This window comes from Mycolicibacterium novocastrense, from assembly GCF_001570485.1.
Lineage (GTDB): Bacteria > Actinomycetota > Actinomycetes > Mycobacteriales > Mycobacteriaceae > Mycobacterium > Mycobacterium novocastrense.
Genome location: NZ_BCTA01000002.1, coordinates 345,580 through 366,899, shown reverse-complemented (window position 1 = coordinate 366,899; position 21,320 = coordinate 345,580). Strand labels below are relative to the sequence as shown.

The window sequence follows — 21,320 nt, the reverse complement described above, 5'->3', positions numbered from 1 at the left end:
GCTCAGTCCGCTCAATCCTCGATGAGTTCGGCGACGCGCCGCACCGTCGCCTCCAGCGCGTAGTCCGCATCCGCCGCGGCGCCCTTCACATCCGCATTGAGCGCGGCTACCAACCGCATCGCCTCGGCGACGGTGGTGTTCGACCATCGCCGCGCCTGCTTCTGCGCCTTCTGCACGCGCCAGGGCGGCATCCCCAGCTCTGACGCCAGCCGGTAGGGGTCGCCCGACAACGGCCGCACCCGCGCGATGGTGTGCACCGCCTCGGCCAGGGCGTCGGCCAGCACGACGTGCGGTTCGCCGCGCATCATCGCCCACCGCAGCGCCTCAGCCGCCCCGGCCACATCCCCGACGACCGCCTTGTCGGCGACATCGAATCCCTTCACCTCGGCCTTGCCCGAGTGGTAGCGGCGCACCGCCTCCGCGTCGACCTCCCCGGCGGTGTCGGTGACCAACTGCGAGCAGGCCGCCGCCAACTCGCGAATGTCGGAGCCGATCGCGTCCAGCACCGCGGTGACGGTGTCCTCGCCGACCTTCACCTTCAACGCGCGGAACTCACGGCGGACGAAGTCGGCGCGGTCGGCGGCCTTGGTGATGCGCGCACACGGATGCACCTGCGCCCCGAGCTTCTTGAGCTGATCGGCCAGCGCCTTGGCGCGCCCGCCACCGGAGTGCACGACGACGAGCATGGTGCCCGGCGGCAGGTCCGCCGCGGAGTCGGCGATGAGCGCGGCCGCGTCCTTTCCCGCCTCGCCCGCCGACTCCAACACCACCACGCGCTCCTCGGCGAACAGCGACGGGCTCAGCAATTCGGCCAGTTCGCTGGTGCTGACCTCGCCGGCGCGCAGGCGATCGACCGGAATGTCGTGCATGCCAGCCTGTTTGCGGGCCTGTTTGAGAACCGCCGCCACCGCGCGTTCGACCAGCAGCTCCTCGTCCCCGAGCACCAGATGCAACTGCGACGCTTCGCTCACCCCCCGATCGTGTCACGCCCAGCCGACACCCCCGACACTGTCCACGCCAACAGGCACACCGCGGCGGCACCCGCCGCGAGGCGCACAAGTCGGAAGCGCCACGCGAGCACCACCGCCGCTCCCACGGCCGCGGTCAGCATCACCCCCGCAAGCCCGGACGGCACCGACACCGAGGACCCCGGAACGCCCGCCGCCCAGTCGGCCACGTGCAGCAGCCACCACACTTCCGGCCCGGTGAACCGGATCAGCAGGTCGGCGCCGGCGGGCCAGACCCGGCTCAGCGCAGCCGCGGCGGTGCCGAGCACGGTGATCGGTGGAATCACCGGGGCCACTGCAACATTGGCCGCGACCGATACGACGCTGAACGTCCCGGCCATCCCGGCCACAAGCGGAGCGGTGACCAGTTGCGCGGCGGCGGCCACGCTCAGCGCGTCAGCGACCGGCTTGGGCCAGCCCCGCCCGACGAGGCGCCGTGACCACACCGGCGCCAGTACGACGAGGGCCGCCGTCGCCGACACCGACAGCGCGAACCCGACGTCGACGGCGAGCTCCGGGGTTCCGATCATCAACGCCAGCACGCTGGCCGACAACGCGGGAATGGCCTGCCGACGCCGGTGCGACAGCACCGCCAACAACGTGATCGCCCCCATCACCGCGGCCCGCAGCACACTCGCACTCGGCTGCACGACCACCACGAACGCCAGCAGCGCAACCGCCGCCAGGCCGACCGCCGCCCGCGGCCCGATGAGCCCCGCGGTCAACAGCACGGCCCCGCACACGATCGTCACGTTCGCCCCGGAAACCGCGGTCAGGTGCGTCAATCCCGCCGCGCGGAAGTCGGCCGTCGTCTGACGCGGCACGGCCGAGGTGTCGCCGAGCACCAGCGCGGGCAGCATCGCGGCCTGATCGGCGGGCAGCGAGCGCCGCGCGGCCTCGGCGAACCCGGCGCGAACCTCGGCGGCCGCACGTTGAACGGCGGACGCCTCGCCGTAGGTGGGATCACCGATGGCCGAGAGCACCGCCACGCTCAGGTCGCGCCGCGTGGGCCGCCCGACGCGAGCCCGAAACGCCACCGGCGTGCCCGCGGTCAGCTCCCGGATGCGGGTGGTCGACGCGAAAACCACGATCCGGCCGGACATTTCCTGTCCGTCGAGCGCCACCAGGGAACCACGGAACATCGTCCGGTTGCCGCCCAGCGCACGCGGGCTTTCCGTCGGGGTGACCACGACGGCGGCGACCGTTCCGTAGCGTTGGGCGACCGGATGGCCGCGTACCTCGTCGACCCGCAAACCGATCGCGATCGCGAAGCCCGCCGCCACCAGCCCGACCGCCAGCACGCTCGCGCCGACCGCTTTCCCGTCGGCTCCCGCCCGGCGGCCACTACCCCACCACCCCAGCGCCGCGGTGCCCGCCACCATCACGACGGCGGCGACCGCTGACCCGCCGACCGGCCACAGGATCCCGGCGCCGGTCACCGCCCAGCCGGTCAGCGCCGCCGGGACCAGGCGCAGGTCCAATGGCGCCGCCTCGGCGTCCGCCACCGGAGTCACACATGCACGAGGTCGCGCAGCTTCTCCAACCGCGCCGGTCCGATGCCGTCGACGTCGCCGAGCTGGTCGACGCTGGTGAAACGACCGTTGGCATCGCGCCAGGCCACGATCGCCGCGGCGGTCACCGGCCCGATCCCGGGCAGCGTGTCGAGCTGCTCGACCGTCGCGGTGTTCAGGTCCACCGTCCCGCCCGGCGGCGCGCTGCCATCCCCCGACGCCGGTGTGTTCGTCGACGCGGGCGCCGCGACGCCCGTGCTGACGGAGCTCCCCATGGCGGCCGGTTCACCCGCCGCAGGCGCGATGCCCACGACGATCTGTTCACCGTCGGCGATCCGTCTGGCCATGTTGAGCCCCACCAGGTCGGCGCCGTCCAGCGGCCCACCGGCCGCGGTGAGCGCGTCGGCGATCCGGGCGCCGTCGGCCAGCGTGACCAACCCCGGCTTCTGCACCAGGCCCACGACGCTGACGACGACGGGCCCTCCCGTCTCCGCCGGCGCGCCACCCGGCGTCGGGCTCGCCGATGAAACTATCTCCACCGGCGGCAGTTTGGCCGCTGCCACCGCTGGGCTGTCGTCGCGCAGCAGGACGAACACCGTGACCAGCACGGCAATGACACCGACCCCGCCGAGCGCCACGACGCCGGCTCGGCCGGGGTCTGCGCGCACCGCGGCGAGCCAACCGCCCGCGCCGCTGCCGGCGGACTCCGGCAGCCAGCGGGTCAATGAGGTGTCCGGTCGACGGTCCTCATCGTCGCTCCCGGGTTCCCCTTCGGCACCCAGCCTGCGCTGCGTGCGCTCGGCAGGCAATTCAGTTCGCATGCATGTGAAGTTAGGTGCGCACACCGACCGTGGACGACGCCAACGCCGGCCGGCGACTCGCCCTGTGGATCAAATGAGCGTTGGGGATAGGCCCGATGTCTACAGTGTTGCTGTGGATCGTCGAGTGCCGATGGTCGCGGCCATCGCGTTCGCGGTGCTGTACGCCGTTGCGCTGCTGATGGTTCCGGCGTTACCCGGGATCGATCGCCCGGGACTCGACATCGTGACCCATCTCAACGAGCACTCCGGCGCGATGCGGACCCAGGCGCTGTTGCTGGCGTTCGGTGCGCTGGCCCTGGTGGTGGTGCTCGGTCACGCCCGGGACCGACTCGCGGGACCGTACGCTTTCGTGTTCACCATCGGGTCGGCCGTCGTCCTGGTCCAGATCAGCATCGCGACCTGGTTCACCGCCGGGCTGTCGTTGCACCCCGCCGATCTGGGCTCTGGAACCGCGCGGGCGCTCGCCGACGTGGTCACGATGTGGGGACCCCTGCTGACCGTGGCCGACATCATGGTCGCCGCACCGATTCTGTTGGCCGCCAACGAGGGACGCTTCCCCCGCTGGCTCGGCATCGTCGCCGCGGTTTTCGCCGTCGAGCAGCTGATCGAGACCATCACGATCATCGGGCCGCCGGGCAGCTTCATCTCCCCGGGCGGTCCGATGAACATGTACCTCGGCGGGCCGTTGTTCATCCTGTTCTTCCTCGCACTCGGGGTGGCCCTCTCGCTGCCCGACGAATCCGAAACCCCGGCGCTGCCGGCCGGCACCGACACCGTCACCGACCAGTCCGGCCCCGCCGACGACGCCGATGCATCCGCCTCGGAAGACGCCGCCGAGCGCGACCCTGAATAGCCCAGCCTGGCCCCACGTACGCACTAGCATTCCCCCGGTGGCGACGTTGCAGCGATTCACCGACCGTCGGGTACTGCTCACCGGAGGCGGATCCGGTATCGGCCAGGCAACGGTCCTGCGGATCCTCGACGAGGGTGGCACCGTGGTCGCCGCCGACGTCAGCGAGGCCGGACTGGCCGACACCGAGGCCAAGGCCGGTGAATCGAGAGCCCGGCTCACCACCGTGGTGACGGACGTCGGCAGCGAGGATTCGGTGATCGCCGGGGTCTCACACGCGGTCGCCACGATGGGCGGCCTCGACGCGCTCGTCAACGCCGCCGGAATCCTTCGATCGGCCCACTTCGCCGACACCACGCTCGCCGATTTCGAGCAGGTTCTGCGGGTCAACCTCGTGGGGACGTTTCTGGTCACCCGCGAAGCCCTGCCCGCGCTGCGAACCGGCACCGCCCCGGCAGTGGTCAACTTCAGCTCGACATCGGCGAACTTCGCCCATCCCTACATGTCGGCCTATGCGGCGTCCAAGGGCGGCATCCAGGCCATGACACACACGTTGGCGCTGGAGTTCAGCAAGCAGGGAATCCGGTTCAACTGCGTGCAGCCCGGGTCGATCTCGTCGGGAATGACCGACGGCACAGGGCGATCCGGCCAGAGCGTCGGACCCGGGCTGCCGGAGGACGCCGACTACACGCTGTTCGGCAAGATCATGCCGACACTGCCCGTCGACGGTGACGGGATGTTCGCCAAACCCGACGCCGTGGCCGCTGTCGTCGCCATGCTCGCCGCACCCGAGGCCTACTTCGTCACCGGCACCGAAGTCCGCGTCGACGGCGGCACCCACATGTAAATGGTTGACACCGAGGAGTTTTCGTGACGACACCTGACCGGCCGCTGCGTGTCATCCAGTGGACCACCGGCAACATCGGCCGCCGGTCGCTGCACGCGATCATCGGACGCGAGGATATGGAACTCGTCGGCGTCTACGCCCACGGCGCGGACAAGGTCGGTGTCGACGCAGCAGAACTGGCCGGCTGGCCTGAACCCACCGGAGTGACGGCCACCAACGACATCGATGCGCTGCTGGCCCAACGGCCCGACGCCTGCTGCTACAACCCGTTGTGGCCCGACATCGACGAGCTGACCCGGCTCCTGGAGGCGGGCGTCAACGTCTGCTCGAGCGCGGCGTGGATCACCGGCGGCAAGCAGACACCCGAGGACCTCGACCGAATCCGAAAGGCTTGCGAGAAGGGCAATTCGACGATCTTCGGCAGCGGTGCGCATCCCGGCATGAGCAACATGGTCGGGATGGTGCTCTCCGGCGCCTGCGAACGGGTCGACGAGATCCGCATCACCGAGTCGGTGGACTGCTCGACCTACGAGTCGGCGGGTACGCAGACCGCGATGGGCTTCTCGCAAGACCCCGACACTCCCGGACTCGCCGAAAGCGTGCGCCGCGAGAGCGAGGTGTTCGCCGAGTCGGCGGCCATGATGGCCGACGCGATCGGCGCCAAGCTCGACCGGATTACCTTCGACGTGGAGTTCACCGCGGCCACCGGCGATTCCGACCTCGGGTTCATGCGAATTCCGAAGGGCACCGTCGCCGGTGTCCACGGGTACCACCGCGGCTGGGTCGGTGAGAAGAACGTCGTCAGCGTCGGGTTCAACTGGATCATGGGCGAACACGTCACCCCGCCTAAGCCGCTCGAACACGGCCATGTCATCCAGGTGTTCGGGCTCCCGAATATGCGTACCGTGCTGCACTGCCTGCCGCCGAAGGACTGGACCGAACCCGGCTTCATGGGCCTGGGCATGATCTATACCGCCCTGCCGGTGACCAACGCGGTACCCGCGGTGGTCGCGGCGCCGGCGGGCATCGTGACGCTGAAGGACCTGCCCCCGGTCACCGGCCGCGCCGCGGTGTGACGGCGCCGAGCGCTCAGTGTGGTACGGAAATCAGGGCGCAAGCCGTACAGGGATGAGCGCTCATCGGCAGAATTCGCCCCTCAGAGCCGCTGCGCCAGTGTCGCTTTCCCGGGTCCGTCGAGATCGCTGAGCGCGGCGCCTCGCCCAGCCATCGCCATCAGCAATGCCTCGCCGGTGCCGCGTACCTCCGGACCGCTGCCGTGGGTCCAGTCGAGATCCGTTGCGACGAGCCGTAACCCGCGCGCTCGCCACGCTCCCCGCAAGAAGGGCGCGTACTTGGTGAAATCCAATGCGACGGCCAGTTTTTCGGGCTCGATGACGCGAGGCATGTCGAGCGGTCGGCGGATGTCCTGTTGGTGGACCATCCCGTCGGTGAGCGCGATGCGTCCGTCGAAACCGGCGGTGCTGCCACGGGGCGTGGCGTACTTGCGCATCAGCGCGGTGAGTTCGGACGGTGACTTGGCCGCGTTCACCGCGACACCGATCGCGTTCGGATCCCGGTAGCGCAGTGCACCCCATGCCATCCGTGCCACTGCACGGGGCCTGCTCAGATCCTCGTAACTGATGACGTGAGCGACCACATCGCGAACCCGCCAGCCGGTACACAGACTCGGCTGATCCCATTGCTCCGGGGTCAATTGGTCGAGCAGCGCGGCGAACTCCTCGCGCTCCTCGCGCGCCATCTGCATCGGTGCGGTCACTGCGCCTCCCGCGCGAGCAGCTCACCGAACCGGCGCAGGTACAGCGGCCAACCCGCATCCCCGCCGACACCGGAGGCGACGGAGTCCCACCCGTCGCCGTGCCGTTCGATGTGGCGATGCTCGAGGCAGACGCGCGTGCGGCCGTCCGCTTCGGCGGTGAACACCACCTCCACCTCGCTGCACCGCGTCGGATCCGATTCGATCTGCCAGGTCGGGCCGATGTCCCAGGAAAAGACGAGGCGGTGGGGCGGCTCGACGACGAGCACCCGCGCCCACGCGCACACGCTGCCGTCGATGTGCCCGCCGACGCGGGGTTCCAACACCGTCTCGGCGATCGGCACGCCCAGCAGGTTGTGTTCGCGCGGCTTGAACTCGCCGAATCTCTCGGTGAACACCCGAAACGCCCGCTCCAGCGGCGCGTTGACCGTGATGTCGTGGCGGATGACCGCCGACTGGGCTGAGGTCATTGGGGGTCTCCTTCGCTCTCGACCATCTCCTTGAAACCGGCCAGCGCCTGCATCCAGAAGCGGTCGAGTTCGGCCCGCATCGCGGCCAAACCCGCCGGGTCCAGTTGGTAGACGCGTCGGGTGCCTTCAGCGCGGTCGCACACCAGCCCGGCGAGCTTGAGCACCTTCAGATGCTGGGACACCGCCGGCCGGCTGACCGGAAGTTCGCGGGCCAGCTGCCCCACCGCCATCGGCCGGTGCGCGAGACGTTCGACGATCGACCGCCGCGTGCGGTCCGCCATGGCCACCCACGCATCACCCTCTTGGTAAGCCAGCACGAACGGTAAGTTACCACTTACCAATACCGCGCTGCAAGGGTACGGCGGCGCGCCGAAGGGATTATTCGGCCAGTTGAACGACGACGCCGATCGCGCCGGCGCCGACGTGGATCGCCAGCACCGGCCCCATGTCGGTGACGGTGAGCGACTCGAGCTGAGGGAGCCGGTCGGTCAGCGCGGCGCCGACCTCATCGGCGCCGTCGTGGTTGTCGACATGATGCACGGCGATCGATGCCTGGCGCTCACCGACGAGGTCGGCGATGCGGTCCACCATCGCGGCGTGCGCCTTGGTGACCGTCCGGATTCGCTGGTCGAGTACGAGTCGACCGTCGAGATCGAGGCGCAGCAGCGGTTTGAGCGACAGCGCGGTCCCCAACCACGACGCCGCGGTGCCGATCCGCCCGCTCCGGCGCAGGTTGTCCAGCCGGTGTACCACGATGAAGGCGTGCGTGCGCTGAGCAGCCGAACGGGCCACGGCCTCAACCGAATCCAGGTCCGAGCCCGCCGCCGCGGCCTTGGCCGCCGCGACTGCGGTGAACCCCACCCCCATCGCCGCCGAACGCGAATTCACCACCCGCACCGAGGATCCGAGCTCGCGGGCCGCCTGAACCGCCGAACTGTAACTGCTCGACAGCGCCGACGACAGGTGCACGGCGACCACGCCGTCGCCTCCGCTGTCCCGCAGCGCTTGCCGGTAGGTGTCCGCGAGGTCGACGGGCGCCGCCCCGGCGGTGCTGGCGCGCGGCACGTCGTGGATGTCGTAGGGCACCTCGTCGATCCCGTCTCGCAGATCGATCACATCGACCAGCACGTGCAGCGGCACCTGCCGGATGTCCCACTGTTTCAACTCCTCGGGCGCCAACCGCGACGACGAGTCGGTCACCACGATCACCGACATGGCACGCCGGCTTCGGCGAGCGCCTTGAGCATCGAGTCCGCGACGGCCTGATGGGCTTCGAAGTTCCAGTGGATCCCGTCGGGGTTGCCCTGTCCGCTCATGACGTATTCCCCGACCGCCGCCTTGAGGTCGACGAGCGGAACATCATGGCGCTCAGCCCATTCGGTGAGCGCCTTCACCGTACCGTCGCGGCCGTGGTGCGCCCTGCCGTAGGTACCGGCGATGTGCACCGAAGGCAGGCACGCGACGACGGGGATGCCGGGCCGATTGAAGTCGATTGCGCCGCGGGTCATCTCCAGATACTCGGCGGACAGGTGTGGGGGCAGCGCCGGTCGCGCCACCGGCGACAGGCGCGGCTGCACCCAGCCGTACCCGTCGCGCACCCAGCGCCGCAGCCACGGCGGGCGCACGTAGCGGATGAGTTCGCGCAGCGCGGTCGGCAGCGGCGACGGCAGCGAATCCATTCCGCCCGTGGCAAAGACGACCGCACCGGCCCGCGGCAACGCCGCCCAGGCCCGCGGATCCTGGATGGCCGCCCACCACACGTCGCGGCAGGTCCAACCGATCCGGCCGATCAGCTCGACATCCCAACCCAGTTGTGCCGCAACGATGTTGGGCCAGATTCGCGGATCGTCGGAGGGGAGCCCGCCGGTCGGGCCGTAATAGGACAGCGAGTCGCAGAAGACCAGCAGGGTCGGACGGTCAGAGGACATCGCCGGCAACCTGCGCTGAGGCGTTCCACACGTCGAGCCGCCACCGGACATCGCCGGGCGCGGCGTCGACGGCGCTGTGGCCGGCCAGCTGTACCCAGCTGGCGTTGCCCATTCCGCCGAGGATCGGCCAGTTGTCCATCGGCAGGCCGAGCAGCGAGGCGGTCAGCGCCGCGATCAACCCGCCGTGGGCGACCAGCACGACCGGCCGGTCCGGTCCGTCGCCGGCCTCATCCAGCCCCCACTGTCCATGTTCGTCGATGAGCTCGTCGACCAGCGGCCTGCTGCGCGCGGCGACGTCGACGCGGCTCTCCCCACCCGGCGGCGCCCACCGCGAGTCGTCGCGCCACGCCAGCCGGGCTCCCGGGGCAATGGCGTCGACCTCCAGATGCGTCAACCCCTGCCACTCGCCGAGGTGGGTCTCCCGCAGGCGGATGTCGGCGATCACCGGCATTCCCGCATGCTCCCCCAGCACGACGGCGGTGTCGAGGGCGCGGCGCAGATCCGACGACACGATCGCCAGCGGTCGGCGTTTGGCCAACACCTCCGCGGCGGCGATGGCCTGGTAACGCCCCAGATCACTCAGATCGGTGTCGAGTTGACCCTGCATCCGGCTACCCGCGTTGTACTCGGTCTGCCCGTGCCGGAGCATGACCAGCCGGCGGATCCTCCTCACTGCCCGTCGACCTCGTCGGCGGACGGTTGCGCGGCGGGCCCGTCGAGATCGACGGGAATGGTCGGGCAGTCTTTCCACAACCGGTCCAGCGCATAGAAGTTGCGCTCGTCCTGATGCTGGATGTGTACCACGATGTCGACGTAGTCCAGCAGCGTCCAGCGGCCCTCGCGGGCGCCTTCACGGCGGGCCGGTTTGTAGCCGGCGAGGCGCATCTTCTCCTCGACCTCGTCGACGATTGCGTTGACCTGACGCTCGTTGGAGGCCGAGGCGATCACAAAGCAGTCGGTGATGACGAGTTGACCCGACACGTCGATCACGACGACGTCGTCTGCCACTTTGGACGCGGCCGCCTTCGCGGCCACTCCTGCCATGCGAACGGCTTCGTCGGAGGCGCTCATTGATGCTTTCCTTGGGTTGTCATCGGTTGTCTCGCATAGAGTCTGCGCTTCGCCACGTACTGCACGACCCCGTCGGGCACCAGATACCAGATCGGCCGGTTCTCCTCGGCGCGCTTGCGGCAGTCGGTCGAGGAGATGGCCAGCGCGGGCACCTCCACCAGTCGCAGCGCGTCGTCGGGCAGTTCCTTGATCGCCGCGGCGATGTGCTTGCCGTCCAATTCGTATCCGGGCCTGCTGACCCCGACGAAGCTCGCGATCGCGAACATGTCCTCCCAGTTCTGCCATGTCAGGATCGACGCCAGCGCGTCGGCCCCGGTGATGAAGAACAGGTCGGCGTCGGGGTTGAGCGCGTGCAGATCGAGCAATGTGTCCTTGGTGTAGGTCGGTCCGCTCCGGTCGATGTCGACCCGGCTGACGCTGAACCGGGGATTGGAGGCGGTGGCGATCACCGTCATCAGGTACCGGTCTTCGGCGGCGGTGACGTCGCGGTCCTTCTGCCAGGGCTGCCCGGTCGGGACGAACACGACCTCGTCGAGCCCGAACAGGTCGGCCACCTCGCTGGCGGCCACCAGGTGGCCGTTGTGGATGGGATCGAATGTCCCACCCATCACGCCGAGCCTGCGTCCAGAAGCCATGGAGAGCCAGCTTACTTCTCGCGCCGAGTGGGGGCTCGCGTCACGGTTCGGGCCGCCAGGGCGTGCGGGTAACCCACGTTCGGCGGTAGTCAGACCGGTAGCAACTGGTCGATCACCGAGGCGAGCTGCTTGGCCGAGCGGCATTCGTGCATGGTGATGACGTCGGAGTAGCGCGGCACCGCCGAGTCGCCGCTGCCCCACAGGTGTCGCGGTTCGGGGTTCAGCCAGTGCGCGTGCCTGCTCGAGTTGACCATGTGCGCCAGCAGCTCGATCTCCGGGTTGCGGTAGTTGTTGCGGGCGTCGCCGAGGATCAGCAGCGCGCTGCGCGGCGACAGCACGTTGGGCCAGCGGTCCATGAACGACACGAACGCGTGGCCGTAGTCGGAGTGCCCGTCGCGCGTGTACACCCCCGCCTCGCGGGTGATGCGCTGCACCGCGACCGCCAGGTCGGCATCCGGGCCGAACAGCTCGGTGACCTCGTCGGTGGTGTCGATGAAGGCAAAGACGCGAACCCTGCTGAACTGCTGGCGCAGCGCGTGCACCAGCAGCAGCGTGAAGTGGCTGAAGCCGGCGACCGATCCGGACACGTCGCACAACACCACCAGCTCGGGCCGCGCCGGATGGGGCTTCTTGAGCACGACGTCGATCGGCACCCCACCGGTGGACATGGATTTGCGCAGCGTCTTGCGCAGGTCGATCTCACCGGCCCGCGACCGCCGTCGCCGCGCGGCCAGCCGGGTCGCCAACGTGCGCGCGAGCGGCTGCACGACCTTGCGCATCTGGCGCAGTTGCTCACCCGAGGCGCGCAGGAACTCCACGTTCTCGGTCAGCTGAGGCACCCCGTACATCTGCACGTGGTCACGGCCGAGCTGCTCGGCGGTGCGCCGTTTGGTTTCGGCCTCGACCATCTTGCGCAGCTGGTTGATGCGCTGCGCGGCAAGGGCTTTGGCGATCTGCTCCTGGGTGGGCGTGGGCTCGTCGCCGTAGGGTGCGAGCAGACCGGCCAGCAGCCGGCCCTCGAGGTCGTCGAGGTTCATCGACTTGAGCGCCTGATACGACGAATACGACGGGCCCCGACTGGAGTTGTACCTGCCGTACGCCTCGACGATCTGAGCGATCATCGCGGCCATCCGCTCGTCGAGGTTGGCCAGATCCTGGTTCTCGGCCAGCATGTCCAGCAGCGCCGCGCGCATCGCCTCGATGTCTTCGGGCGGCAGGCCCGGCTCGTCGGTGTCGGTGTCGTCGTCGTCCTCGACCAGGATCGTCCTGGCACCCAGCGCGGCGGGGAACCACAGGTCGAACATCGCGTCGTAGGTGTCGCGGTGGTCGGGACGACGCAACACTGCGCACGCGATGCCCTCGCGCAACGCGTCGCGGTCGGTAAGCCCCAGCACCGAGAGCACCCGCCCGGCGTCGACGGTCTCCGACGGACCTACCGAGATACCCTGCGCCCGTAGCGCTTCGACGAACCCGACGAGATGACCGGGCAGGCCGTGCGGCGCCAGCGGCCGCGGCGGTCGGGTCCGGCGGACGGCCATGTCAGTTGAGCCTCAGCTCGCCGGACGCCTTGATCTGATCCGACTGATGTTTGAGCACCACCCCGAGGGTGGCCGCGATGGTCGCGTCGTCGATGGTGTCCAGGCCCAGGGCAAGGATCGTGCGTCCCCAGTCGATCGTCTCGGCCACCGAGGGCAGCTTCTTGAGCTGCATCCCGCGCAGCACGCCGATGATCTTGACCAGTTCGTCGGCCAGGCGCTCGGGCAACTCGGGCACCCGGGACAGCAGGATCCGCCGTTCCAGGTCGGGATCGGGAAAGTCGATGTGCAGGAACAGGCAGCGACGTTTGAGCGCCTCGGACAGCTCCCGGGTGGCGTTGGACGTCAGCACGACGAACGGCGGTCGCTCCGCGGAGATCGTGCCCAGCTCCGGGACGGTCACCGCGAAGTCCGAGAGCACCTCCAGCAGCAGGCCTTCGATCTCGATGTCGGCCTTGTCGGTCTCGTCGATCAGCAGCACGGTCGGCTCGGTGCGCCGGATCGCGGTCAGCAGCGGGCGCGAGAGCAGGAACTCCTCGGAGAACACGTCGTCGCGGGTCTGGTCCCAGTCGCCATGACCGGCTTGGATCCGCAGGATCTGCTTGGCGTGGTTCCACTCGTAGAGGGCACGGGCCTCGTCGACGCCTTCGTAGCACTGCAACCGCACCAGACCCGAACCCGTCGATTGCGCGACGGCGCGGGCCAGTTCGGTCTTGCCGACCCCCGCGGGCCCTTCCACCAACAACGGCTTGCCCAACCGATCGGCCAGGAAAACCGCTGTGGCGGTTGCGGTGTCGGGAAGATAGCCGGTTTCTGCGAGTCGCCTGCCGACATCTTCGATGTCAGCGAAGAGCGGCGCTGGGCGCGCGGGGACACTCACAAGGCTTCAATTCTGTTCACGCAAGTGCTCATCGGGGAGTTCTCCTGCTCAGGCGGGGCGAGTGTGACCGTCGCCCCACACAATCCATTTCGTCGAGGTCAGTTCGGGCAGACCCATGGGTCCGCGGGCGTGCAGCTTCTGGGTGGAGATGCCGATCTCGGCGCCGAACCCGAACTGCTCGCCGTCGGTGAACGCCGTCGATGCGTTCACCATCACCGCGGCGGCATCGACGCGGTCGGTGAAGCGTTGTGCGGCAGCCAGATCGGTGGTGACGATGGCTTCGGTGTGTCCGGTGCCGTACTCATTGATGTGGTCTATCGCGGCGTCGACACCGTCGACCACCGCCACCGCAATGTCCATCGACAGGAACTCCGCGCGCAACTCGTCGTCGGACGGGTTGTCGTGCACCGTCACACCGGCGTGCCGCAGCGCCTCGGTCAGCCGCGGCAACGCACGGTCGGCGATGGCCGCGTCGACCAGTACCGATTCGGCCGCGTTGCAGACGCTGGGTCGACGGGTCTTGGCGTTGAGCAGGATCCGTTCGGCGACGTCGAGGTCGGCCGATTCGTGCACGTACACATGACAATTGCCGACACCGGTCTCGATCGTCGGCACCGTCGCGTCACGGACGACGGCATCGATGAGACCCGCGCCGCCGCGGGGGATGACGACATCGACGAGCCCGCGGGCCTGGATCAGGTGCGTCACGCTGGCGCGGTCGGCGCTGGGCAGCAGCTGCACGGCGTCGACCTCGAGCAGTTCGGTGGCCAGTGCCGTCCGCAGCGCGTTCACCAGTGCGGCGTTGGAGTTGGCCGCCGAGGAGCTACCGCGAAGCAGGACCGCGTTGCCGGATTTGAGCGTCAACCCGAACGCGTCGACCGTCACGTTGGGCCGGCCTTCGTAGACGATTCCGACGACGCCGAGCGGCACCCGCAACTGGCGCAGCTGCAAACCGTTGGGCAGCGTGCGGCCCTGCAACACCTCCCCGAGCGGATCGGGTAGCCGGGACACCTGCCGCAGGCCGTCGGCGATGCCGTCGATCCGCTTCGGGTTCAGCGCGAGCCGATCGAGCATCGCCTCGGGCGTGCCTGCGGCACGGGCGACGTCGAGATCGCGCTCGTTCGCCTCGAGGATCCGGCTCGCCGACATCAGCACATGGTCGGCGGCCGTGTTCAGCGCACGGTTCTTGGTTTCCGAACTCAGGGTGGCCAGCGCGCGGGCCGCGGCGCGGGCCCGGCGGGCGGCGTCGTGCACCTGCTGGCGCAGATCGGCGCCCACAGCGCCGACGGGTGCCTGCACACTCATTTATCCAGGGTATCGAACGAGGTTCGGGCGTTCGACACGTGTCAGGCAGGAGCCCTGCATTAGCGTTGGGAGCCATGGCGCCGCGGGACTGCAGCCGGGTATGCGTGGTCGGCAGTGTCAACGCTGATCTGACTTTCACCGTTCGCACCCTGCCCCGACCCGGCCAGACGGTGCTGGCGTCGGGTCTGTCGATGGCTCCGGGCGGCAAGGGCGGCAACCAGGCGGTCGCGGCGGCCAGGGCGGGCGCAAAGGTGCGACTGGTCGCCGCGCTCGGAAACGACGGCTCGGCGGAGATGTTGCGCAACCACCTCAGCGCCAACGGCGTCGCACTCGACGGCGTCGTCACCGTGCCCGGACCGAGCGGGTCGGCCGTCATCACCGTGGACTCCTCGGCGGAGAACACGATCGTCGTCGCGCCGGGCGCCAACGGCGCCCTGTCCGTGGACTCCGCCGATGTCCGCGCCGTCATCGCCGACAGCGACGTGGTGTTGCTGCAGTTGGAGATCCCGATCGGGACCGCGATCGCCGCCGCGCAGACCGCGTCCGCCGCCGGCGCGGTCGTCGTCGTGAACGCCTCGCCGGCCGGGGCCCCGCCGCACGATCTGCTCGCCCTGTCCGAGTTGGCCGATGTGGTCGTGGTCAACGAGACCGAGGCCGGCGCGTGGCACTGGCCGGTCCCCCATCTCGTGATCACCCGCGGTGCCCGCGGGGCGAGCTACCTGGGCGACGGCGAACGCTTCAGCGTCCCCGCCCCCGCGGTGCGCCCCGTGGACACCACCGGTGCGGGTGACGTGTTCGCCGGCGTGCTCGCCACGCACTGGGTCGACGGCCACGAACTCGCCCTGCGACGAGCATGTGCCGCCGCGGCCCTGTCGACGCTCGTGGCGGGAGCCGGTGACTGCGCGCCCTACGCCGAAGCCATTGACGACGCTGTGTCCAACAGAGCAACAGAAAGGCAGTTATGACGACCACCCAGCCGAGCACCACCGACGCACCGCGCCCTCCCGAAGGCGACTGGCTCGGCACCCCGTTCCTGAAGTTCACCCGCGAGGGCGCGTTCGGGGTGTGCCGGCTCGACCGCCCCGAGGCCCGCAACGCGATGACGCCCGCGATGTACTTCGGCATCAAGTACGCGGTCAAGCATGTCGAGAGCGACCCCGACCTCGCCGGGCTGCTGCTCACGGGCACCGGCGACGTCTTCGCCCCCGGCGGGGACATGGGCGGCGGCGGCGCCGACAACTGGATGACGTTCGGCCCGGCGCTGGGCATGGATGCGTTGCCGTTCGACACGCTGCGCCAGTCCGCCAAACCCGTCGTCGCGGCAGTGAACGGGCTGTGCCAGGGCGGTGGGCTGCAGATCGCGCTGTGCGCCGACATCGCCGTGGTCAGCGAGCGGGCGACGTTCCGGGTGCCCGAGCTGTACCGCGGGATCGCCGACACCTACTACAGCCACATGCTGGCCCGGCTGATCGGGCCGGTCCGCACCCGCGACCTGATGTTCACCGGTCGCACGCTGACCGCCGCCGAGGCACACGACTGGGGCATGGTGGCGCGGGTGGTCCCCCACGACGAGCTGGCCGAGACGGCTCGCGAGGTGCTGGCCCAATGCTGCCGTACCGCGCCCGCGGCCCGGACCGTCGTCAAGTCGAGCCTGGACAACTACATCGGCCTCTACGACCGCATCGGTATGCAGGCCAGCCTGGGCGCGCCCGAGTCGATCGAGGGCTTCATGGCGTTCAAGGAGCGCCGGTCCCCGGACTGGGTGCACCCGGATCTGCGCATCGACGGCCGCCTCTGAGGGTCGATTTGTGGAGCCGCACCGGCGGTGAGCGCCGGTGCGGCTTCACAAATCGCAGAAGGGGCGAGGGTTAGAGTTCAGCGTTGGCTGAATACAGCCTGTGATGTACTGTCTGCATCATGCAGACGGTCACTCGCAGCGATGCGCTGTCGCGGTTCGGTTGTGCCCTGTCCGATCCGACGCGGGCCGAGATCCTGCTGATCCTGCGCGACGGCCCCGGCTATCCGTCAGAGCTGGCCGACAAGATCGGCGTATCCCGCCAGATCCTGTCCAACCACCTGGCATGCCTGCGTGGCTGCGGTCTGGTGACCGCGCAGCCGGAGGGCCGGCGCAGCCGCTACGAACTCGCCGATGAGCGCATCGCCCACGCGCTCGACGACCTGGTCGGTCTGGTGCTCGAGGTGGACCCGGCCTGCTGTCCGGCCGCCGCCGACGACGCCTGCTGCTGATGGCCGCCCCGAGCGAAACCCGCCGCACGGTGCTGGCGCGCCGGATCCGCTGGCTCGTGGCGGCCACGATCACCTACAACGTCCTCGAGGCGATCGTCGCACTGGCCGAGGGCGCCCGGGTGTCGTCGTCGGCGCTGGTCGGGTTCGGCTTGGATTCGATCGTCGAGGTCTCCTCCGCGGCGGCCGTCGCATGGCAGTTCTCCGCACGCGATCCCGAGACGCGGGAGAAGGCCGCGCTGCGATTCATCGCGTTCTCGTTCTTCGCACTCGCCGCGTACGTCGCCGCCGACGCGGTGCTGACGTTGACCGGCCGGAGTGAGGCCGCGCCCTCCGTCGTCGGCATCGTGCTGGCCGCGCTGAGCCTGGTGATCATGCCGGTGCTGTCGTTGGCGCAGCGGCGGGCCGGTCGCGAGTTCGGGTCGACATCTGCGGTCGCCGACTCGAAACAGACACTGCTGTGCGCCTATCTGTCGGCGATAGTGCTGGCCGGCCTGGTTCTCAACGGCCTGTTCGGCTGGTCGTGGGCCGACCCGGTCGCCGCCCTCGGGATCGCGGTGATCGCGGTCCGCGAAGGGGTCGAGGCGTGGCGCGGTGACCCCTGCTGCACATGAAGGGAATAACCATGCCGATTGTCGCCATCGCCCTGTTCGTGGTGTTCGCCATTCTCGGATTCGGTTGGCGCAGTTGGCAACAGAAGCGCCGCACCGGATCGACCGGCTTTCGGGGCATCAGCGGCCGGCCGTTGTCACTCGAGTGGTTCGCCGGCGTGGGGTTCATCGTGTCGATGGGCGCCGCGCTGTTCGCCCCGATACTGCAACTGGTCGGCGTCATCGCTCCGTTGGCGCCGCTGGATCGAACGTGGGTGAACGTCGCCGGCATCGCGATCGCGGTGGCCGGCATCGCCGCAACGCTCTACGCGCAGATCGACATGGGTGACTCGTGGCGCATCGGGGTCGACGCCAGTGAGAGGACGACGTTGGTGCGCCGCGGCGTATTCGGCTGGGTGCGCAACCCGATCTTCACCGCGATGATGGTCTTCGGCTTCGGAATCGCGCTGATCACACCGAATCTCGTCGCGGTGATCGGTTTCGTACTGCTGATCGCGACGATCCAGACACAGGTTCGTGTCGTCGAGGAGCCGTATCTGCTCACCGTGCACGGCGACGCCTACCGCGACTACCTCGCAACCGTCGGCCGATTCCTCCCCGGCATCGGACGGCGCTAGTCTTCGGGGATCTCGCGCTCGATCTCGTCGAGCCAGGTGCGGGCCGACATGTCCGAGGGCGCCCGCCAGTCACCGCGCGGCGAGAGCGATCCACCGTGCGACACCTTCGGCCCATTCGGCACTGCCGACCGCTTGAACTGGGCGAACGAGTAGTACCGCTGGGCGAACACCTGCAGCCAGTGCCGGATCTCCTTGAGCGAGTATGACGGTCGCTTGGATTCGGGGTACCCGGTCGGCCACTGGCCGCGTTGTGGATCGCTCCAGGCGTGCCAGGCCAGAAACGCGACCTTCGACGGCCGGAACCCGAAGCGCAGCACCTGAAACAGCGAAAAGTCCTGCAGCACATAAGGGCCGACCTTGGACTCGCTGCTCTGGATCTCCTCGTCCTCACCGGCCGGTACCAGCTCCGGCGAGATCTCGGTGTCGAGCACCGACTGCAGCACCTCGTTGACCCTGTCGTCGAACTGCCCCGACGAGATCACCCAGCGAATGAGGTGCTGGATCAACGTCTTCGGAACACCACCGTTGACGTTGTAGTGCGACATCTGATCGCCCACGCCGTACGTCGACCACCCCAGCGCGAGTTCCGACAGGTCGCCGGTGCCCAACACGATTCCTCCGCGTTGATTGGCCAGGCGGAACAGGTAATCGGTGCGCAACCCGGCCTGCACGTTTTCGAATGTGACGTCGTAGACCTTCTCGCCGCGGCCGAACGGGTGGTCGATGTTCGTAAGCATCAACTCCGCTGTGGAGCTGATGTCGAGTTCGGTGAACGTCACCCCCAGCGCCTCGGCCAACCGCTCGGCGTTGCCCTTGGTCCTCTCCCCTGTCGCGAATCCGGGCATCGTGAACGCGAGAATGTCACTGCGCGGGCGCTGTTCGCGGTCCATTGCCCGCGCGGCGACGATCAAGGCGTGCGTCGAGTCCAGTCCTCCGGACAGCCCGAGCACGATCTTGGGAAAGTCCAGGGCCCGCAGGCGTTGTTCGAGCCCGGCCACCTGGATGCTGTAGGCCTCATAGCAATCCTGTTCCAGCCGTTCGGGATCCGACGGGACGAACGGGAAGCGCTCGATGTGGCGAAGCAGCCCGACATCGCCGGTCGGTGGATCGAGCTGGAACTCCACCCGCCGGTAGGTGTCCGTCGATGCCGCGTGGTGCCTGCGGTTGTCGTCGAAGGTGCCCATCCGGAGGCGTTCGGATCGCAGCAATTCCAGATCGACGTCGGCGACGGAGCGTCGTTCACCCTTGGGGAAGCGCTCGGATTGGGCGAGGCATTCGCCGTTCTCCCAGATCATCGTCTGGCCGTCCCAGGCCAGGTCGGTGGTCGACTCGCCCTCCCCGGCCGCGGCGTAGACATAGGCGGCCAGGCAGCGCGCCGACGCCGAGCGGGCCAACAGGCAGCGGTCTTCCGAGCGCCCGATCGTTATCGGGCTTCCCGACAGGTTCGCCAACACCGTGGCGCCGGCAAGGGCGGCCGACGCGCTCGGCGGGATCGGCACGAACATGTCCTCGCAGATCTCGACGTGCAACACGAAACCGGGCAGGTCGGTCGCGGTGAACAACAGATCGGGCCCGAACGGAACGTCGGCCCACTCACCGCCGCGGCCCATCCGGATCGCGCCGCGCACATCGTCGCCCGGTGCCATCTGCCTGCGCTCGTAGAACTCGCGATACGTCGGCAGGTACGACTTGGGCACCACGCCGAGCACCCGGCCGCGGTGGATCACGACGGCCGTGTTGTAGATCCGGTGCCGGTAGCGCAGCGGAGCGCCGATCACCAGGACCGGCATCAGGTCGGCGGAGGCGACGACGATGTCGAGCACCGCGTCCTCGACCGCATCGAGCAGCGCATCCTGCATCACGATGTCCTCGATCGAATACCCCGACAGGGTCAGCTCGGGAAAGACCGCGAGCGCGACGCTGTCGTCGTGGCAGGCGCGCGCCAACCGCAGCACGGATTCGGCGTTGGCCCGGGGGTCGGCGAGCGCCGTGTGGTGCGTGCATGCGGCGACGCGGACGAAGCCGTGCCGGTACGCCGAGTAGAAATCCATGCCTCATTGTTGCCCGAAAACGGAACCGGGTATGCAAGTCCCCATGAGTGACACCGCAGTGCTGGTCATCGACATGATGAACACCTACCGCCATCCCGACGCCGAGAAGCTGGCCCCACACGTCGCCGAGATCGTCGATCCGCTGGCGGCCCTCGTGGCCGAGGCCCGCGACCGCGACGATGTCGACCTCATCTATGTCAACGACAACTACGGCGATTTCACCGCGGAGTTCAGCGACCTCGTGCAGTCGGCGCTACAAGGTGAGCGCCCGGACCTCGTCGAACCGATCGTCCCGCAGAAGGGCTGCCGGTTGATGACGAAGGTGCGCCACAGCGCCTTCTACGCCACCTCGCTCGCTTACCTGCTCGGCCAGCTCGAACCCGAACGGGTCATCCTCACCGGCCAGGTCACCGAGCAGTGCATCCTCTACACCGCGCTGGACGCCTACGTCCGGCACTTCCCCGTCGTCGTCCCGCCCGATGCGGTCGCCCACATCGACCCGGAGCTCAGCGACGCGGCGCTGACCATGATGAAAAGCAACATGAGCGCCGAGATCACGCCCGCGGCAAAGTGTCTGCAGTGATCACTCGGGGGTGACGTGCCGCTCGAAGCCGCGCCCCGAAGACTCACTCCTGACGCCGGCCAGTTCGCGCTGTGAGGCACACGTGCCGGGTCCGGCGGTCAGTGCGCGCATCGCGCATCAGCCGAGTGCGGACAGAAGTTCGTCGCACATCCGTTCACACTGGCGGCATACGTCGGCACAGATGCGGCAGTGGTCGTGGTGTTCGGCATGACGGCCACACTCGTCGGCGCATGCGCGGCACGCGGTCACGCAGGATCGCAGCACCTCGGCCGTGAGGTTGGCGTCGTAGCCGGTATGCCGGGATAGCACTCGGGCGGTAGTCGCACAGACATCGGCGCAGTCGGCGTTTGTTCTGATGCACTTGGTCAGTTTCGCGACCGACTCTTCGCTGAGGCAGGCGTCCGCACACGCGGTACACGCCTGCGGACATTCCAGACAGGCTTCAATGCATGCCACAAGCTTCCCGCGGTCGACACCGCCCAAGTCCTTCGGATAGGTCTCGAGCATCCTGGCCGCAACGCTCATGCCGTCCTCCTTGGTTGTCGACGATCCCCCGTCGCGTACCCGCGGTCGTATCGTG

General features: G+C 68.8%; 25 protein-coding genes. 9 read left to right on the top strand and 16 right to left on the bottom strand.

Going from position 1 to position 21,320, the window contains the following annotated elements; all coding sequences use genetic code 11:
- Window positions 1-11: 11 nt before the first annotated feature.
- From holA to RMCN_RS01945, 3 genes are read right to left on the bottom strand one after another with little or no spacing between them, the layout of a single operon-like run.
- Window positions 12-971, bottom strand: coding sequence for a DNA polymerase III subunit delta (holA, locus tag RMCN_RS01955; protein WP_067386819.1), 960 nt, complete (start codon window positions 969-971; stop codon window positions 12-14).
- On the bottom strand, window positions 968-2,512 hold the full coding sequence (locus tag RMCN_RS01950) for a ComEC/Rec2 family competence protein (RefSeq protein WP_067386939.1): 1,545 nt from the start codon (window positions 2,510-2,512) through the stop codon (window positions 968-970). Before RMCN_RS01950 ends, holA begins: the two co-directional genes overlap by 4 nt.
- Window positions 2,513-2,517: 5 nt before the next feature.
- Window positions 2,518-3,339, bottom strand: coding sequence for a ComEA family DNA-binding protein (locus RMCN_RS01945; RefSeq protein ID WP_067386817.1), 822 nt, complete (start codon window positions 3,337-3,339; stop codon window positions 2,518-2,520).
- A 112-nt stretch (window positions 3,340-3,451) separates the two neighbouring features.
- Here RMCN_RS01945 and RMCN_RS01940 point away from each other — a divergent pair, with 112 nt between their 5' ends.
- The 3 genes from RMCN_RS01940 to RMCN_RS01930 are packed head-to-tail and all read left to right on the top strand — an operon-like array spanning window position 3,452 to window position 6,112.
- Window positions 3,452-4,192 (top strand): hypothetical protein, encoded by a 741-nt coding sequence (locus RMCN_RS01940; protein ID WP_234787530.1) that lies wholly within the window; start codon window positions 3,452-3,454, stop codon window positions 4,190-4,192.
- Between the two features lie 37 nt (window positions 4,193-4,229).
- Entirely contained in the window at window positions 4,230-5,036 is an 807-nt protein-coding gene (locus RMCN_RS01935) for an SDR family NAD(P)-dependent oxidoreductase (RefSeq protein ID WP_234787529.1), read from the top strand.
- Between the two features lie 23 nt (window positions 5,037-5,059).
- Window positions 5,060-6,112 (top strand): NAD(P)H-dependent amine dehydrogenase family protein, encoded by a 1,053-nt coding sequence (locus RMCN_RS01930; RefSeq protein WP_064413672.1) that lies wholly within the window; start codon window positions 5,060-5,062, stop codon window positions 6,110-6,112.
- An 80-nt stretch (window positions 6,113-6,192) separates the two neighbouring features.
- Here the strand turns inward: RMCN_RS01930 and RMCN_RS01925 are convergent, their stop codons facing one another.
- The 11 genes from RMCN_RS01925 to RMCN_RS01875 form a co-directional block, all read right to left on the bottom strand.
- Window positions 6,193-6,801, bottom strand: a complete 609-nt coding sequence (locus tag RMCN_RS01925; RefSeq protein ID WP_067386933.1) for a maleylpyruvate isomerase family mycothiol-dependent enzyme — start codon at window positions 6,799-6,801, stop codon at window positions 6,193-6,195.
- Between the two features lie 8 nt (window positions 6,802-6,809).
- Complete coding sequence (locus RMCN_RS01920) at window positions 6,810-7,280, bottom strand: SRPBCC family protein (protein ID WP_067386815.1); 471 nt, start codon at window positions 7,278-7,280, stop codon at window positions 6,810-6,812.
- Window positions 7,277-7,561: an ArsR/SmtB family transcription factor gene (locus RMCN_RS01915; protein ID WP_067386931.1), complete on the bottom strand. Its 285-nt coding sequence runs from the start codon at window positions 7,559-7,561 to the stop codon at window positions 7,277-7,279. The genes RMCN_RS01920 and RMCN_RS01915 overlap by 4 nt, the downstream gene beginning before the upstream one ends.
- A 97-nt stretch (window positions 7,562-7,658) precedes the next feature.
- Window positions 7,659-8,495, bottom strand: a complete 837-nt coding sequence (locus RMCN_RS01910) for a DegV family protein (protein WP_067386813.1) — start codon at window positions 8,493-8,495, stop codon at window positions 7,659-7,661.
- Complete coding sequence (gene octT, locus RMCN_RS01905) at window positions 8,486-9,208, bottom strand: diglucosylglycerate octanoyltransferase (RefSeq protein WP_067386811.1); 723 nt, start codon at window positions 9,206-9,208, stop codon at window positions 8,486-8,488. Before octT ends, RMCN_RS01910 begins: the two co-directional genes overlap by 10 nt.
- The gene (gpgP, locus tag RMCN_RS01900; protein ID WP_067386809.1) at window positions 9,198-9,857 is read right to left on the bottom strand and encodes a glucosyl-3-phosphoglycerate phosphatase; all 660 of its coding nucleotides are present in this window, start codon (window positions 9,855-9,857) and stop codon (window positions 9,198-9,200) included. The genes octT and gpgP overlap by 11 nt, the downstream gene beginning before the upstream one ends.
- A 20-nt stretch (window positions 9,858-9,877) precedes the next feature.
- Window positions 9,878-10,279: a ribosome silencing factor gene (rsfS, locus tag RMCN_RS01895; protein WP_064413667.1), complete on the bottom strand. Its 402-nt coding sequence runs from the start codon at window positions 10,277-10,279 to the stop codon at window positions 9,878-9,880.
- Complete coding sequence (gene nadD / locus RMCN_RS01890; protein WP_084377017.1) at window positions 10,276-10,914, bottom strand: nicotinate-nucleotide adenylyltransferase; 639 nt, start codon at window positions 10,912-10,914, stop codon at window positions 10,276-10,278. Before nadD ends, rsfS begins: the two co-directional genes overlap by 4 nt.
- Window positions 10,915-11,003: 89 nt before the next feature.
- Window positions 11,004-12,452, bottom strand: coding sequence for a vWA domain-containing protein (locus tag RMCN_RS01885; RefSeq protein ID WP_067386805.1), 1,449 nt, complete (start codon window positions 12,450-12,452; stop codon window positions 11,004-11,006).
- A 1-nt stretch (window position 12,453) separates the two neighbouring features.
- Window positions 12,454-13,329, bottom strand: coding sequence for an AAA family ATPase (locus RMCN_RS01880; protein WP_064413664.1), 876 nt, complete (start codon window positions 13,327-13,329; stop codon window positions 12,454-12,456).
- Between the two features lie 48 nt (window positions 13,330-13,377).
- Window positions 13,378-14,634, bottom strand: a complete 1,257-nt coding sequence (locus RMCN_RS01875; protein WP_067386803.1) for a glutamate-5-semialdehyde dehydrogenase — start codon at window positions 14,632-14,634, stop codon at window positions 13,378-13,380.
- 74 nt (window positions 14,635-14,708) lie between these two features.
- Here RMCN_RS01875 and RMCN_RS01870 point away from each other — a divergent pair, with 74 nt between their 5' ends.
- The 5 genes from RMCN_RS01870 to RMCN_RS01850 all read left to right on the top strand — a co-directional run bounded on the left by RMCN_RS01870 (window position 14,709) and on the right by RMCN_RS01850 (window position 18,106).
- A complete protein-coding gene (locus RMCN_RS01870; protein WP_067386929.1) occupies window positions 14,709-15,599 on the top strand; it encodes a PfkB family carbohydrate kinase in 891 nt (296 codons plus the stop codon).
- Entirely contained in the window at window positions 15,596-16,432 is an 837-nt protein-coding gene (locus tag RMCN_RS01865; RefSeq protein WP_064413661.1) for an enoyl-CoA hydratase/isomerase family protein, read from the top strand. The genes RMCN_RS01870 and RMCN_RS01865 overlap by 4 nt, the downstream gene beginning before the upstream one ends.
- Before the next feature lie 119 nt (window positions 16,433-16,551).
- Window positions 16,552-16,881, top strand: a complete 330-nt coding sequence (locus RMCN_RS01860; RefSeq protein ID WP_064350420.1) for an ArsR/SmtB family transcription factor — start codon at window positions 16,552-16,554, stop codon at window positions 16,879-16,881.
- Complete coding sequence (locus tag RMCN_RS01855; protein ID WP_067386801.1) at window positions 16,881-17,492, top strand: cation efflux transmembrane domain-containing protein; 612 nt, start codon at window positions 16,881-16,883, stop codon at window positions 17,490-17,492. The genes RMCN_RS01860 and RMCN_RS01855 overlap by 1 nt, the downstream gene beginning before the upstream one ends.
- Before the next feature lie 11 nt (window positions 17,493-17,503).
- Window positions 17,504-18,106, top strand: a complete 603-nt coding sequence (locus tag RMCN_RS01850) for a methyltransferase family protein (protein WP_067386799.1) — start codon at window positions 17,504-17,506, stop codon at window positions 18,104-18,106.
- Here the strand turns inward: RMCN_RS01850 and RMCN_RS01845 are convergent.
- Window positions 18,103-20,157: an NAD(+) synthase gene (locus tag RMCN_RS01845; protein WP_064413657.1), complete on the bottom strand. Its 2,055-nt coding sequence runs from the start codon at window positions 20,155-20,157 to the stop codon at window positions 18,103-18,105. The genes RMCN_RS01850 and RMCN_RS01845 overlap by 4 nt on opposite strands.
- Before the next feature lie 43 nt (window positions 20,158-20,200).
- Here RMCN_RS01845 and RMCN_RS01840 point away from each other — a divergent pair, with 43 nt between their 5' ends.
- Window positions 20,201-20,740, top strand: coding sequence for a cysteine hydrolase family protein (locus RMCN_RS01840; RefSeq protein WP_067386797.1), 540 nt, complete (start codon window positions 20,201-20,203; stop codon window positions 20,738-20,740).
- Between the two features lie 117 nt (window positions 20,741-20,857).
- Here the strand turns inward: RMCN_RS01840 and RMCN_RS31315 are convergent, their stop codons facing one another.
- A complete protein-coding gene (locus tag RMCN_RS31315; RefSeq protein WP_067386795.1) occupies window positions 20,858-21,265 on the bottom strand; it encodes a four-helix bundle copper-binding protein in 408 nt (135 codons plus the stop codon).
- Between the last annotated feature and the right edge of the window lie 55 nt (window positions 21,266-21,320).